The 14,196-nt window shown below is 48.1% G+C and carries 17 protein-coding genes; 2 read left to right on the plus strand and 15 right to left on the minus strand.

What is annotated here, in order from left to right:
• Positions 1-22: 22 nt before the first annotated feature.
• Entirely contained in the window at positions 23-319 is a 297-nt protein-coding gene (locus NQS30_RS05835) for a post-transcriptional regulator (RefSeq protein ID WP_007408189.1), read from the minus strand.
• A 115-nt stretch (positions 320-434) separates the two neighbouring features.
• On the opposite strand from NQS30_RS05835, the gene spoVB reads away from it, so the two are divergent.
• Positions 435-1,991 carry a stage V sporulation protein B gene (gene spoVB / locus NQS30_RS05840; protein ID WP_038459361.1) on the plus strand — a complete coding sequence of 519 codons (1,557 nt, stop codon included), beginning with the start codon at positions 435-437 and terminating at the stop codon, positions 1,989-1,991.
• Between the two features lie 7 nt (positions 1,992-1,998).
• Here the strand turns inward: spoVB and NQS30_RS05845 are convergent, their stop codons facing one another.
• The gene (locus NQS30_RS05845) at positions 1,999-2,655 is read right to left on the minus strand and encodes a DUF421 domain-containing protein (protein ID WP_003152699.1); all 657 of its coding nucleotides are present in this window, start codon (positions 2,653-2,655) and stop codon (positions 1,999-2,001) included.
• 166 nt (positions 2,656-2,821) lie between these two features.
• On the opposite strand from NQS30_RS05845, the gene NQS30_RS05850 reads away from it, so the two are divergent.
• Complete coding sequence (locus NQS30_RS05850) at positions 2,822-3,208, plus strand: TIGR04086 family membrane protein (protein ID WP_003152697.1); 387 nt, start codon at positions 2,822-2,824, stop codon at positions 3,206-3,208.
• Between the two features lie 51 nt (positions 3,209-3,259).
• Here NQS30_RS05850 and yajC read toward each other — a convergent pair whose 3' ends face one another.
• The 13 genes from yajC to nadB all read right to left on the minus strand — a co-directional run bounded on the left by yajC (position 3,260) and on the right by nadB (position 14,179).
• Positions 3,260-3,520 carry a preprotein translocase subunit YajC gene (gene yajC / locus NQS30_RS05855; protein WP_012118091.1) on the minus strand — a complete coding sequence of 87 codons (261 nt, stop codon included), beginning with the start codon at positions 3,518-3,520 and terminating at the stop codon, positions 3,260-3,262.
• A 30-nt stretch (positions 3,521-3,550) separates the two neighbouring features.
• The gene (gene tgt, locus NQS30_RS05860) at positions 3,551-4,696 is read right to left on the minus strand and encodes a tRNA guanosine(34) transglycosylase Tgt (RefSeq protein ID WP_025285051.1); all 1,146 of its coding nucleotides are present in this window, start codon (positions 4,694-4,696) and stop codon (positions 3,551-3,553) included.
• Positions 4,697-4,723: 27 nt separating this feature from the next.
• A complete protein-coding gene (queA, locus tag NQS30_RS05865) occupies positions 4,724-5,752 on the minus strand; it encodes a tRNA preQ1(34) S-adenosylmethionine ribosyltransferase-isomerase QueA (RefSeq protein ID WP_012118092.1) in 1,029 nt (342 codons plus the stop codon).
• Positions 5,753-5,777: 25 nt separating this feature from the next.
• Positions 5,778-5,978 carry a DUF2905 domain-containing protein gene (locus NQS30_RS05870; RefSeq protein ID WP_003152687.1) on the minus strand — a complete coding sequence of 67 codons (201 nt, stop codon included), beginning with the start codon at positions 5,976-5,978 and terminating at the stop codon, positions 5,778-5,780.
• Positions 5,971-6,975 (minus strand): Holliday junction branch migration DNA helicase RuvB, encoded by a 1,005-nt coding sequence (gene ruvB, locus NQS30_RS05875; protein ID WP_007408185.1) that lies wholly within the window; start codon positions 6,973-6,975, stop codon positions 5,971-5,973. Before ruvB ends, NQS30_RS05870 begins: the two co-directional genes overlap by 8 nt.
• A gap of 10 nt (positions 6,976-6,985) precedes the next feature.
• Positions 6,986-7,591 carry a Holliday junction branch migration protein RuvA gene (gene ruvA, locus NQS30_RS05880; RefSeq protein WP_003152683.1) on the minus strand — a complete coding sequence of 202 codons (606 nt, stop codon included), beginning with the start codon at positions 7,589-7,591 and terminating at the stop codon, positions 6,986-6,988.
• Positions 7,592-7,725: 134 nt separating this feature from the next.
• Positions 7,726-8,235, minus strand: coding sequence for an intercompartmental signaling factor BofC (locus tag NQS30_RS05885; protein ID WP_025285052.1), 510 nt, complete (start codon positions 8,233-8,235; stop codon positions 7,726-7,728).
• Positions 8,236-8,367: 132 nt separating this feature from the next.
• Entirely contained in the window at positions 8,368-8,487 is a 120-nt protein-coding gene (locus NQS30_RS21400) for a hypothetical protein (protein ID WP_007612850.1), read from the minus strand.
• 133 nt (positions 8,488-8,620) lie between these two features.
• Entirely contained in the window at positions 8,621-9,214 is a 594-nt protein-coding gene (locus NQS30_RS05890; protein ID WP_169510417.1) for a YhcN/YlaJ family sporulation lipoprotein, read from the minus strand.
• 147 nt (positions 9,215-9,361) lie between these two features.
• On the minus strand, positions 9,362-10,552 hold the full coding sequence (safA, locus tag NQS30_RS05895; RefSeq protein WP_218791305.1) for a SafA/ExsA family spore coat assembly protein: 1,191 nt from the start codon (positions 10,550-10,552) through the stop codon (positions 9,362-9,364).
• A gap of 126 nt (positions 10,553-10,678) precedes the next feature.
• The gene (nadA, locus tag NQS30_RS05900; RefSeq protein ID WP_069006951.1) at positions 10,679-11,782 is read right to left on the minus strand and encodes a quinolinate synthase NadA; all 1,104 of its coding nucleotides are present in this window, start codon (positions 11,780-11,782) and stop codon (positions 10,679-10,681) included.
• A gap of 1 nt (position 11,783) precedes the next feature.
• On the minus strand, positions 11,784-12,632 hold the full coding sequence (nadC, locus tag NQS30_RS05905; RefSeq protein ID WP_069006952.1) for a carboxylating nicotinate-nucleotide diphosphorylase: 849 nt from the start codon (positions 12,630-12,632) through the stop codon (positions 11,784-11,786).
• Positions 12,614-14,179: an L-aspartate oxidase gene (gene nadB, locus NQS30_RS05910; RefSeq protein WP_015240302.1), complete on the minus strand. Its 1,566-nt coding sequence runs from the start codon at positions 14,177-14,179 to the stop codon at positions 12,614-12,616. The genes nadC and nadB overlap by 19 nt, the downstream gene beginning before the upstream one ends.
• Between the last annotated feature and the right edge of the window lie 17 nt (positions 14,180-14,196).

Genomic DNA, 14,196 nt, shown 5'->3' on the forward strand with positions numbered 1-14,196 from the left:
TTAAACCTATGCCGTCAAATCATTATCTCAGCAGTTCATCTAAAGCTTCCTGACCCTCATCGCTTTCCAGCCAATTAGACGACTTAAAAGCTTCAACGGTTGCATAGTTCATAAAATCGCCAATTTTAACTGATAAAATATGACCGGCCAATTCATGCAGCGGCAGTTCCTTTTTCTGTTTCCACTTTTTATGTATTAAGTATGACCATAAACTCTCGTGCTCAACATCATCGTATCCGAGGATTTTGAACTCTTCAAGTTTACTGTACAAGAAAGGCCGCAAATGATCTTTGTACATTTCGGCGGGATGTTTCTCCACTGGGCGCTCGCTCCTTTTTCCATTTTTCTCGAAGACTTGTCATGCTCGGACGACATCGGCGCATATCTTTATTGTATATGATTCCAGGTAGTTTGAGAAGGCAGGGGTTTATAAAATGGCAAAACAGACTTTTTTAAGGGGCACTCTTATTCTCATCGCAGCCGGGATGATTACGAGAATGCTCGGCTTTGTCAACCGGGTGGTTATCGCCCGGTTTATCGGTGAAGAAGGGGTCGGTTTATACATGATGGCTGCCCCGACATTTTTCTTGGCCACCACTTTGACTCAATTCGGCCTCCCCGTTGCCATCAGCAAACTTGTCGCTGAAGCGAGCGCGCGGGGGGACCGGCAGAAAATGAAACATATTTTAGTGATGTCGCTTACCGTCACCGGGATATTAAGTCTCATCTTCACGCCGCTGTTTTTATGCTTTGCGCCGATTATGTCCGAAACGATGCTGACGGATCAGCGCACGGTTTACCCGCTTCTGGCGATTACGCCCGTCGTGCCGATTATCGCGATCTCCAGCGTGCTGCGCGGTTACTTTCAGGGCAGGCAGAATATGAACCCGCTGGCGTTTTCCCAAGTACTTGAGCAGATCGTGCGGATTTCACTTGTCGCAGTCTGCACGACGGTGTTTCTGCCGTACGGGATTGAATATGCCGCAGCCGGAGCCATGATTTCGTCTGTCATCGGGGAGCTTGCCTCTCTTATTTATTTATTCATTTGTTTTAAAGCAAATAAAACAATCAGAATCAGAAAACAATTTTTCAAGTCGATCGCAAATGGAAAAGAAACCTTCCGCCAGCTGATGAGCGTGTCGCTCCCGACAACCGGAAGCCGCTTCATCGGAAATTTATCTTGGTTTTTTGAACCTATTGTCGTCGCGCAAAGCCTTGCGATTGCAGGAGTGGCCACCGCTGCCGCCACCAGCCAGTACGGGGAGCTGACCGGATTTGCCATGACGGTTTTGACGCTGCCCAGCTTTATAACCTATTCTCTGTCAACGGCACTTGTTCCTGCGATCAGTGAAGGAATGGAGCAAAAAAAGCTGCAAGTTGTCGAATACCGTCTGGAACAGGCGATGCGGCTGTGTCTTTTAAGCGGAGGCATTTCGGTGGTTATTTTATTCTCTTTCGCTGATGAACTGATGTCCGTCATGTACGGATCAACTAATGCGGCGGTATTTGTTAAAGTGATGGCGCCGTTTTTTCTGCTTTATTATTTTCAGGGGCCCCTTCAGGCGGTGCTGCAGGCTCTCAATTTAGCCGGGGCCGCCATGATGAACAGTTTTATCGGCGCCGCTGTCAAAACTGGCCTAATTTTTGTTTTGGCGACCAGGCCTTCCTTGGGCATCATGGGCGCCGCACTTGCGATTGTAACGGGGATGGTCCTTGTCACCCTGCTGCATGCGGCCACCGTAAGCAAGGTGCTTCCGATCAGCATTAAAATAAAAGAATACGCGCTCTGTTTTGCCGTCATATTCATTTGCGGTTATGTCAGCCGCATCATCAAGCACACCGTTCATTTTTCAGGGTCAGAGGCTGTTAATCTCACAGGCTGGATTGCAATGACCGCGATTTTGTATATAGCGCTTCTTCTGTTATTCAGGCTGATTAAAAGGGAAGAGCTGATCCGGATTCCGGTCATCGGCAAGTTCGTGACGCGGTGAAACCGATTCACGGCTCCCCTTTTTCATCTTTAAGATCAATAAAAAAAGCGCCGTCCGTAAACGTGCAGAATGATATAACCGAAAGATCGCGATATCCTCTTTTTGCTAAATTTTTTTCGAGCCAGTGTTTATCTTTCCCGATTCTGTCCAGATGCTCGTTCTGAATGACCCCGTCAACGATAAGCGATGTTTCCATCTGCTTATCCTTATTGTTTTTCTTTTTGACGATCGACAGTTTGCCTGAAGACTCCAAAATGGCATATGACACGTCAGAGATTCTATCGATGTTATTCTCCCTCAGCTGCATAAGAAGATCGTCAAAATTGTAGCGCTGCGATCTCATCGCCCGTTCATCAATTTTTCCCTGTTTGATAATAATGGTGGGTTTTCCGTCAAGCAGCTGCCGTATTTTTTGGCTTTTGAGCGAAATAAAAGCAAGGCTTACTTGAATAATCATTAAAACGACAATCGGCACAATCGTATGCAAAAGCTTATCTTTTACATTTTCAATTGCCAATACGGCAATCTCGGCAATCATAATGGAGACGACAAGGTCTAAAATGCTCAGTTCTCCGATTTCCCGTTTTCCCATCAGTCTGAAAATCACAAGAATGATAAAATAAAGCACAATCGTACGAAACGTAATAATGAAAATATCTTCCATATCGCACCTCCAACGGTCATAGCATTTGCCATCGGCTCTGAATTATGTAAGAAACGGGCTGAACATCATGCATTTACGTCTAATTCGAACATTCAGAGAATACATTTAGAAAAAGACGGGCTCCGGCTTGTCATATATCAGGCCGCAGGGCGGAGAGGAGATAAAAATGGAAGAAACGAAACAAGTGGGAAGAGGCGTCTTGTACGGCTTAGTGGCTATCTTTGCGGTGATGCTTCTTACGAGTTTGGCGATTTCGCTTTTACTGACGGTTACCTCAATGGAAGAGTCATCTTTCAGCTGGCTGATCACCGCGCTTTCCTTTCTTTCTTTATTTGCGGGCGGTTTTATATCGGGCGGCAAAGCGAAGGAAAAAGGCTGGATGATCGGAGCGTTAACCGCCGTCTGTTTTTCATTAATCATCTTGCTGTTTCAATATTTAGGGTTCGGAAAAACGTTTACATCCGGTCAGCTTTTGTTTCATCTCGGCTTTTTGGGAGTCAGTATGCTGGGCGGCATTTTCGGAGTGAATTTGAAAGGAAGCAGATCAGCGTAATAAAAAAAGAGCGGATTCTCCGCTCTTTTTTTGTATGTATGAGCTTCGCTGTTATTCAGCGGAAGCTTCTCTGATTGCGCGGCGGTCAAATGTTAAACGGGTGTTATCACCTGTTTTAATGACGACCTTGCTTTCATCAATTGACTCAACAGTGCCGTGCAATCCTCCGATTGTCACCACTGAATCCCCTTTTTTCAGCTCTTCCTGCATCTGGCGTACGGCCTTCTGCTGCTTTTGCTGCGGACGGATGAGCAGGAAATAAAGCACTGCAAACATTAAAATAATAGGAACGATTGTACCTAAAGTACCCATCTGTTTCCCTCCCTTCAAGAATGGTTTTATTTAGAAGCTTTTCGCATTTGGCTTATTATAGCCGTAACGCTCAAAGAACTCTTCTCGGAAATCACCAAGACGATCCTCCCGGATGGCTTGTCTGACCTGCTCCATTAAGTGTAACAGAAAATGAAGGTTATGGTAAGTTGTTAATCGAATTCCAAACGTTTCATTACAGCGGATCAAATGTCTGATGTAAGCGCGGGAGTAATTTTTGCATGTATGGCAGCTGCACTCTTCATCAATCGGACGGAAATCACGCTCATATTTGGCGTTTTTCATATTCAGACGCCCTTCATTCGTAAACACCGTGCCGTTTCGGGCAATCCGGGTGGGCAGTACGCAGTCAAACATATCCACGCCGCGAATGGCGCCGTCAATTAAGGCATCCGGTGAACCCACACCCATTAAATATCTCGGCTTGTCCTTCGGTAAAAGCGGAGTTGTAAACTCAAGCACTCGGTTCATGACGTGCTTCGGCTCGCCGACAGATAACCCGCCTATGGCATAACCCGGAAAATCAAGCGAAACCAAGTCTTTTGCACTTTGTGTCCGCAGGTCTTCGTATTCTCCGCCCTGTACGATTCCGAACAGCCCCTGCTCACCTGAGCGCCCGTGCGCCTCCAGGCAGCGTTCCGCCCAGCGGCTGGTCCGTTCCACAGAGCGTTTCATGTAATCATACTCTGCCGGATACGGCGGACACTCATCAAACGCCATCATGATATCAGAGCCGAGGGCGTTTTGAATTTCCATCGCTTTTTCCGGAGATAAAAACAGCTTGTCTCCGTTTAAGTGATTGCGGAAATGAACGCCTTCTTCTTCTATATTACGAAACTTGCTCAATGAAAAGACCTGAAAACCGCCGGAATCCGTTAAAATCGCGCGGTCCCAGTTCATAAACTTATGAAGCCCGCCCGCTTCTTTTACAATGTCGTGTCCCGGGCGGAGCCATAAATGGTACGTATTGCTTAAAATAATGCCCGCATCCATAGATTTCAGCTCGTCCGGAGACATCGTCTTTACCGTAGCAAGCGTGCCGACCGGCATAAATACAGGCGTCTCAAAGGAGCCGTGGGGCGTATGGACTCTGCCCAGGCGCGCTCCCGTTTGTTTGCATTCCTTTATAAATTCATAACGTATCGGTTGTTCAGCCACTTTGTATGAGGCCTCCTGTCATTCAAATTAGATAATCAGCATGGCGTCGCCAAAGCTGAAGAAACGATATTCCTCTTCTACCGCATGACGGTAGGCGGATAGAACATGCTCTCTGCCGGCAAGCGCAGAAACGAGCATGATAAGGGAAGATTTCGGCAGATGAAAATTGGTGATCATGCCGTCAATCGCCTTAAATTCATATCCCGGATAAATGAAGATGGACGTCCAGCCGCTTGAAGCTGTAAATTCGCCGTCATGCTCGCCGGCAATGGTTTCCAGGGTGCGCGTGGATGTCGTCCCGACCGACACAATGCGCCCTCCCGCCTTTCTGACCTCGTTTAAAGAGGCGGCGGTTTCTTCCGTCATTTCATAAAATTCCGCGTGCATGTTATGCTCTTCCACATCATCCGCACTGACCGGGCGGAATGTGCCGAGTCCCACATGAAGTGTGATAAATTCAATCCGCACACCCTTTTGCTTCAGCTCGTCCAGAATCTCTTCCGTAAAATGAAGTCCGGCCGTCGGAGCTGCGGCAGATCCGATTTCTTTTGAAAAGACGGTCTGATACCGTTCTTTATCATCAAGCTGCTCTTTAATATAAGGGGGCAGAGGCATTTCACCGAGTGATTCAAGCACTTCGTAAAAAATCCCGTCATACCGGAATTCTATTTTTCTGCCTCCGTGATCAAGCTCCTCCGTGCAGACCGCTGTCAGCCGGCCGTCGCCAAATGTCAGGACCGTTCCTTTTTTTACGCGTTTCGCCGGCTTTACGAGCGTTTCCCATGTATCATTTTCTTCCTGTTTTAATAACAGAAGCTCCACTTTCGCTCCCGTATCTTCTTTTGTGCCGAATAATCTTGCAGGCAGCACACGGGTATTGTTCAAGACGAGGCAATCCCCTTCATTAAAAAAGCTTACAATCTCTTTAAATGAACTGTCCGTCAGCCCGCCCGTCTGTTTGTCGAGCACCATCAGCCGCGATGCGTCACGCTCTTTAAGCGGCACTTGGGCAATGAGGCGTTCAGGCAGTTCAAAATCAAATAAATCGACTTTCATCATTTCACCTTAATTCTGTCTATTGTTATTTCATTCTGCCGAAAAAATTAAGCAGAATGGATAGTATCACACTGATCACAATACAAGTGACAACGGGAAAGAAAAATGTAACATTTCCCTTCTTAACGAAAATATCTCCGGGCAGCCTTCCGACAAAGTGCCAGACTGCGCCGGCAATAAGCAAAACGGCACCGAGAACCATGAGAACCTTCGGAAAGTCAGTCACGGGCGGGCGCCTCCAATCGAAAATGTTCATACACAGCCGGAGTCACGACCCGTCCCCTCGGCGTCCTCTGAAGAAATCCGATCTGCAGCAGATACGGTTCGTACACATCCTCTATTGTATGCGGTTCTTCGCCGATTGTCGCGGAAATCGTATCAAGACCGACGGGACCGCCGCTGAATTTTTCGATCATGCCCATCAGCAGCTTATGGTCGATATGGTCAAGGCCGAGCGCATCGACTTGAAGACGTTCGAGCGCGTCGTGAGCGATTTCTTCCGTGATGCGGCTGTCGCCGAGCACCTGGGCAAAATCTCTCACCCTTCTGAGCAGACGGTTTGCAACCCGCGGCGTTCCTCTTGACCGTCTGGCGATTTCCAGAGCCGGGGCTTTTTCGATATCCACTTCAAAAACGTCAGCCGTTCTTGACACGATATCTGTCAGCTCTTCCTGCGTATAGTATTCAAGGCGCGACAGCACTCCGAACCGGTCTCTGAGCGGTGCGGTCAATAATCCGACCCTTGTCGTTGCTCCTACAAGCGTAAAAGGGGGAAGGTCGAGACGGACGGAGCGGGCGGACGGGCCTTTTCCAATGACGATATCAAGGCAGAAATCCTCCATCGCCGGGTACAGCACTTCCTCAATTGAGCGGTTCAGCCTGTGAATTTCGTCTATAAACAGCACATCCCCTGGTTCGAGCGCCGTCAAAATGGCTGCCAAATCCCCCGGTCTTTCGATGGCGGGACCTGATGTCGTCCGCATCTCCACACCCATCTCATTGGCCACGATAGACGCAAGCGTTGTTTTCCCGAGACCCGGAGGCCCGTATAAAAGAACGTGGTCCAGCGTTTCCTGCCTCATTTTCGCCGCATCGATAAACACGCGCAGATTTTCTTTCACCTTCTTTTGGCCGATATACTGGGCGAGATTCTGCGGCCTGAGGCTTTGCTCGATTATTGATTCATGGCTGTCTGCTTCACTTGAAACGAGCCGTTCATCCATGAACATCACCTTACTTTAATAATTTTTGCAATGCTTTTTTCACATATTGATCTGTTGAAAGCGCCGTTTCCTCTTTTAAGTGAGGAAGCACTTTTTTAATTTCTTTTTCGGCGTAGCCGAGAACCCGGAGCGCTTCAAGCGCCTCGTCAAGCGCCGTTTCAGCCTCTTGTTTTTCAATGCGCGCTTCATGATTGAACAGGTTGTCAATCATTTCAGGCACGACGTCGGCCAGTTTGCCTTTCAAATCAAGAATAATCTGCCGCGCCGTTTTTTTGCCCACACCCGGAAATTTCACCAAAAAGGCTTCATCTTCCTGTTCGATCGCTTCGATGACGGCTCCGGGATCACCGGAACCGAGGATGGCGAGGGCCCCTTTAGGCCCGATGCCGGTGACGTTCAGCAGCTTTGTGAAAAGCGCTTTTTCTTCTCGGGTTGAAAAACCGTACAAAGAAAAGGCGTCTTCTTTTATATGATGATACGTAAAAATGGTCTCTTGATTGCTTACCTTATAAATAAACGGATTCGGAGTGAAGACCTGATAGCCGATTCCGCCGTTTTCAATCACGATGTATTGGGGAGATACATAATCAATCGTCCCCTTCACGAATTCAATCACACCTATTCACCTCTTTGACTGCTTATCATTGTAACACAAAAACAGCCAAAGTCTTATAGAAAAGTTAACGTATGTTCGCTTTGACACCTTCCATTCAGAAAAAAAAGACATGTGTCACATGTCTTGCGTCAAAGTCAGCCGCTGTAAGTCTTAATATGATCGATCACGCTCTCAAACTCCGCTTTTGTCCTGTACGGTATGCCGTGTTCCAAGTGCTTTTGCAATCGGCTTTCCAGTCTTTCTATATCAATCTGGAAGAAAGATTGAATCGGCTCGGCCAGCGATCCGGGACGGCCGTGAAAAGTGGAGATGACGCCCCCGTCCGTGACCCCGATATAACCGTTAACCTTACTGAGCGGAGAAATGTCATCAACATGCTTACGGAAAAGGACGAAGCCTTTTTTCTGCTCAACGAGCGTCCAGCCGGCATATGCGGCCCAAAAATCCTCCATCGCCAAAACGGTTTCATCCGTATGTTCGATGCCGACATCACCGTCCAGATAGACCTTTTCCAGCTGGACGTGCACCCGAAGCGGCCCGTAATGCTCAACCTCCGCCCCGTATGCGCCTTTTCCTCCGCAAATCAGGACTGCAGCCGATAAGACAAGCATAAACAATAGACGAGCACCGCAAATTCGTTTCACCAATAACACCTCTTTATTCAATCAAACTCTTGATGCTAGTTTGACCAAAGATGCCGGTGCTTAACCGTTTTCTTTCATTTGTCTGTTTCAGCCGAAAAAAAGCAGCTCTCTAAATGAGGGCTGCTGCGATGATTATGCCCGGCCGGCTGAAATCAGTTTCATTTGTCCGGGCGTCAGTTTGAGCCGGTATCCCCTTACGGTCAGATACACAGTTTTTGCTCCGCGGCTTTTGTCATGCTCCGTTTTTTTCATTCCGGCCCCTCCGTTACGTTTTATTACTTTTATGTTAACACCGCAATATAAAGAGCGTTTTAAGAATATGTAAAGAAATGATGAAGCTTTATTCATAAAAATACTGCCGGATGAAATCATCCGGCAGTCCCGTTTAACGGCTGTTTCTGTTCATGTCTTGCAGCTTTGTAAAAGTAGCGTTGTCGGTAAACACTTGAATTGTACGGCCGTCCGCGAATTTTTTGGCCGCATGTTTGACATGTTTATCATCAGTTTTCGTAAAAGGATGATTTGTTCTGACGGCAATGACGACTCTCGTGTCAGTCACGATAACCTGACTATCCTGTACGCCTTTTACTTTTTTCACGCGGTTTGCAACTTTTGCCGCCAACCTGATGTTTTCGGCGTTGTCATACCCATTATAAGACATTGCTGCCGGCGGCGTATTGACATTTCGGCCATTATATGTGCCGTCCGTCGTTAACGGAACCCCGTCATTAGGCGCGTACTGATCGGACACGTTTGTCGTATTATGACGGCCGTTTCGGTTTTCCATCATTTCAGAAACGGGTCCTTGATGGTCCATGCCGTACTGGCCTCTGCCGTTACCATTATCATTCGAATAATATCCGACCGGACGTGTTGACTGGTTGTAGCGTCCGTCATTCATGGCATTATTTGCTCCGCATGCCGTTAAGCTTGCCGTCACGGCTAAAACGCCCGCGATCGTCATCAGTTTTTTACCCAATGGAAAAACCCCCCGTGGATTCATCGCTGTTTGAGCGTTTTCCGCTCATGTTTAGGATGTGCGGCGGGCGGCGGATTTAAGCTTGTCAGTTATGTCCATTCCTCGGTTGGACATAAAAAAAGGAACGACATACATCGTCCCGAAACATTAATCTTCTTCTTCCTCCGGCCGTCCGAATACTTGATTTGGACTCGGCTGATTCGGCGCGGCACTAGGATTTGCTCCGCCGTATGGCATAAAATATCCGGCGTTTGCACCCATATTCGGATACGGCTGCACAGGCATATTTGCGTGATGGTGATGTGAACCGTGGTGATGGTGGTGGTGATGATGTGAATCATGGCAGCCGCAATCATCATCCTTATATTTTCCATCATGATGAGGCGCGTTTGCGTAATGTGACGAATATCCGCCGTAATACGGCATTTGACCGTACGGAGCACCGCCGAAACCAGATGCAGAACCATCATAATGCTCTGCATTTTCATGGGCCTGGTTTTCAAATTCACCGTAACCCGCTTGCGGCCCAAATCCCGGATGATGGAATCCGTACGGTAACGGCATCGGCATGACCGGAAAGCCTCCAAAACCTCCTCCAAAACCGCCGAAACCTCCGCCTACCGGGAAGCACGGATGGCATAGTCCCGAACCCGGCAGCATCGGTGTCACCGGAACCGGACAAGGACAAGGCATGCACGGCATCGGGTAATGCATAAAAGACGGTTCAACGGCCGGCATATTCGGAAACGGGACATTCGGAATGTTTGGCATGTTCGGCAGATGATAAGCGGCGTTTTCTTCTTCCATCTTTCCGGCTTCAGGCGCCTTTGGCATATTCGGGTAATTCGCGTTTTCCATGTTGATCATTTCCTCCTGTTGTGGAATGTTATTGTCATGCTCTTTTTCTTTCGGCTCGACAAAATGTGTCACCGGTTCCTCCGGCTTAGGAGGCGACCACGGCTGAAACAGCTGATTGGACGGGTAATATTGGTTCATATCAGCTTCCGGCAGCACATTTTCATGCTTTCCAGGGATTGGCGGCACATACGGAATTGACGGCTTTGGTTCTTCCGGTATGGTGTCTTCAATGTCCACAACTGATTTCGGTTTTTCTTTGGCATATGGATGCTCATGCTTATGCGCAGACGTTCCGAAGCCGGCCTTAGGTTCTTTTCTGACCGGAACGGCTTCTGAAGGCACCTTTATCTTCATTCCAGGCATAATTAAGTCTGGATTGCTAAGCTGATGATTCAGTTTTTTTAACTCTTCAAGATCAACTCCGTATTTTTCAGCTATTTTCCAGAGCGAATCGCCTTTTTGAACGATATGAATTTTCAACGTTTTCCCCTCCTATGCACAAAACGTGAACGGTACATTTGTCATTACAATACGTTTCTTCACACTATATGCCGATGGACTGGGCATGATGATAAAAAATTTGGGAAGGAGGGGAAATTTTTATGATTACGTATGACTCAGCATTCTGTTCAAAGCACGAAGCGCTTCTGTCCGAACCGCTTCCGGAACTTTAATGACACCTTTCGGCTCGCCTTTTTCAAGCTGCTCAAGCGACCACAATAAATGCGGCAGGTCGATTCTGTTCATTGTCAGACACGGACACATATCGGGATTCAATGATTCAATCTGTTTATCCGGATGCGAGTGAATGAGGCGCTGGACAAGATTCATTTCCGTGCCGATCGCCCACTTGCTTCCCGGTTCAGCCTGTTCGATCGTATCAATAATGTATTTGGTAGACCCGCTGTCGTCACTGAGCGAGACCACTTCCCGCGAACATTCTGGATGAACGATAATGCGGATGCCGGAATCCCGCTGCCGCAGCTGAGAAATATTTTCCGCTGTAAACTTTTCGTGTACGGAGCAATGCCCTTTCCAAAGGATAACCTTAATGTTTTCCGGATGGTCAGTAAGCAATCGGTTCTGCACCGGGTCCCATACAGCCATTTCTGTCAGCGGAATGCCGAGGTCATAGGCCGTATTTCTGCCTAAATGCTGATCCGGCAAAAATAAAATTCTCTCTTTTTGTTTAAAAGCCCATTTCAGCACACTCCGGGCATTTGAAGAGGTGACGGTCGCTCCCCCGTGCCGTCCGACGAATGCTTTAATTTCCGCCGTCGAGTTAACATATGTTAACGGAATGATGGTGTTACCGTACAGTTCTTGAAGCTCTTGCCATGCTTTGTCCGTCTGCTGAATATCTGCCATATCAGCCATCGAGCATCCGGCGCGCATGTCGGGCAAAATGACGGTTTGGTTATCATCAGTCAGCATATCAGCGGTTTCCGCCATAAAATGCACGCCGCAAAACACAATATATTCCGCCTCTTTATTTTTTTCTGCCACTTGAGCAAGCTGCAGGGAGTCACCTGCCGTATCGGCGAATTGTATTACTTCGTCTTTTTGATAGTGATGCCCCGGAATGAACAGGCGCTTTCCGAAAGCCCGTTTAATGGCGGCGACCCGCTTTTCCATTTCTCCTGTGCTCATGTCTTTATAATGGCTCGGCATCATTTCGGCTGATGCAGTTAGCACTTCAAAAATAGACATTTTAAAAATCCCCCTGTTCCGCAGCCTCAACATCCATGCTGATGTCGGCGCTTTTTACTGAATGAGTCAGAAATCCGAGTGAAATATATTGGACCCCCGTTCCTTTATAAGCGGGCAACGTGTCGAGCGTTATGCCTCCGGATGCTTCCGTTTTGATATGGCCCGGTGTCATACCTGCAAAACGCCGGACGGACTCAGGCGGACAGTTGTCAAACATAATAACGTCTGCACCCGCTTCTATTGCCTCGAGCAGCTGTTGTTCGGATTCGATTTCGACTTCCACCGCAAGCATCTGCCCCGCCGTTTTTCTTGCCCGCTCCATGGCCGCCCTTATCGATCCGCAGGCGGCAATATGATTATCTTTTATCATGATGCCGTCATATAAGCCGAAACGATGATTAAAGCCGCCTCCGACCCGAACGGCGTATTTTTCCAGCATTCTGAGCCCGGGTGTCGTTTTTCTCGTATCACAAAGCTTGATAGTCGGATCATCAAGACGCCTTTTGGCCTCATCCGTCATTGTCGCAATGCCTGACATTCTTTGTATGAGATTCAGAATGACCCGCTCCCCCGTAAGAAGTGCCGCCGCCTGGCCTTCTATTTCAGCGAGCGCGTCTCCTTTTTTCATCCGTTCTCCGTCTTTTTTCAGGGAGCGGATGCGGATATCATCGTGTAAAAGCTTCCATCCTTCACGGATAACGGCTTCTCCGGCAAACACGCCGTCTGTTTTTGCGATGATTCGCGCTTTACATTGCTGATCAGAAAAAATCGCTTGTGACGTCGCATCACCCGTTCCGATATCTTCCTGAAAAAAATGAGTCAGCATTTGTTTCAGCTGCAGAATGTCCATAGTTCCCCAATCCTTTCGTTTTTTCTGATAGCTGTTCCAGATGTTGAATGAATGATTTGTTTTCCGTGCCACTCTTTCTCCGTCCCGGGAAAATCAGCGCGAAAATGAGCCCCCCTGCTTTCTTCCCGAATAAGGGCTGAGGTCACAACAAGTTGCGCAGTCTTCCATAGGCAGGATAGCTCGGCTTGTTCTATTGTGATTTCCTTCACATTTATATGACGCACAGATACGTTGTTAAGCCAGGATGCCAGCGCCTGCATGTTTTCTTTTTCCCTGACAATGCCCGCTCCGGTTGTCATTTTGGCTTGGAGCACATGAAGCGCTGTGTCCGGCACTTCTAAGATGACGTCAGATTTCTTCGGGGTTTTTTTATATCTTCCGTTTAACGGTGTTTGAGTGATATGTTCAGCACATCGTTTCCCGCTTGCCAGCGCTTCCAGCAGTGAGTTGCTCGCAAGGCGGTTCGCCCCGTGCAATCCTGTGCAGGCGGTCTCGCCTATGGCGTACAAATCAGGCACGGACGTTTTCCCCCATGTATCGGCTTTTACTCCGCCCATTAAAAAATGCATTCCGGGTGCTACAGGAATCCCGCTTTCAAGATCAACACCGGCTGTTTGACAAATTTCTGTTATGGTCGGAAAACGTTTCTTAAAATCGGCTATTCGACTGCAATTTATAAAAACAGGATTTTCTTTCATCATTTCTTCATAAATCGCCCGTGAAACCACATCCCGGGGCGCCAAATCTTCAAGCGCGTGTCTGCCAGCCATGATCCTGCGCCCGAAGCGATCCGCTAAATATCCGCCTTCTCCCCTCACTGCTTCAGAAACCAGGCCGTACACAGTCCCGTTTTTCACAAGGAGGGTCGGGTGGAACTGGGTGAACTCCATATCCGTGATCTCAGCTCCCGCGCGGAAGGCAAGAGTGATGCCGTCTCCCGTTATGGCGGAATCATTTGTGTGATATTGGTACAGACTGCCGCAGCCGCCTGATGCAAGCACTACACAATCCGCTCTTCTGTAAGAAACAGCGCCTGAAGCATCCTTTACGGCAACGCCTGCGCATCGTCCGTGTTCAATCAGCAGATCAACAACCGTCTCGTGTTCAATGATCCGTATGCCGTCCCTCAGCTGCTGAACCAGAAACTCAACTAACATCCGTCCGGTCGCATCTCCCCCGGCGTGCAGAATTCTCCTTTTGGAATGAGCGCCTTCCCTGCCGAGACAAAACGTCCCGTCCGACTTCGTATCAAAAGGGAAATGGCCTTCTATCAGCCTGTTTATCATGGTTTGTCCGCTTTTCAGCAAATGCCGCACGGCTGTCACGTCATTGTGTCCGCATCCCGCATACAGTGTATCGTTCACATGGGATTCTATAGAGTCATCTTTTGCATATGAAACAGCAATCCCGCCTTGAGCATAATGCGAATTGCTGTTCGTTACGTTTCTCTTTGTGATGACGGTCACTTGGTATGACGGAGGAAATGAGGAAGCACAGGCAAGGGCCGCCGTCCCCGAACCAATGACGATAATTGTTTTTTCAGACATACATCACCCTCCTGTTA

Origin of the sequence: Bacillus sp. B1(2022) (genome assembly GCF_040259625.1) — a bacterium.
Lineage (GTDB): Bacteria > Bacillota > Bacilli > Bacillales > Bacillaceae > Bacillus > Bacillus velezensis.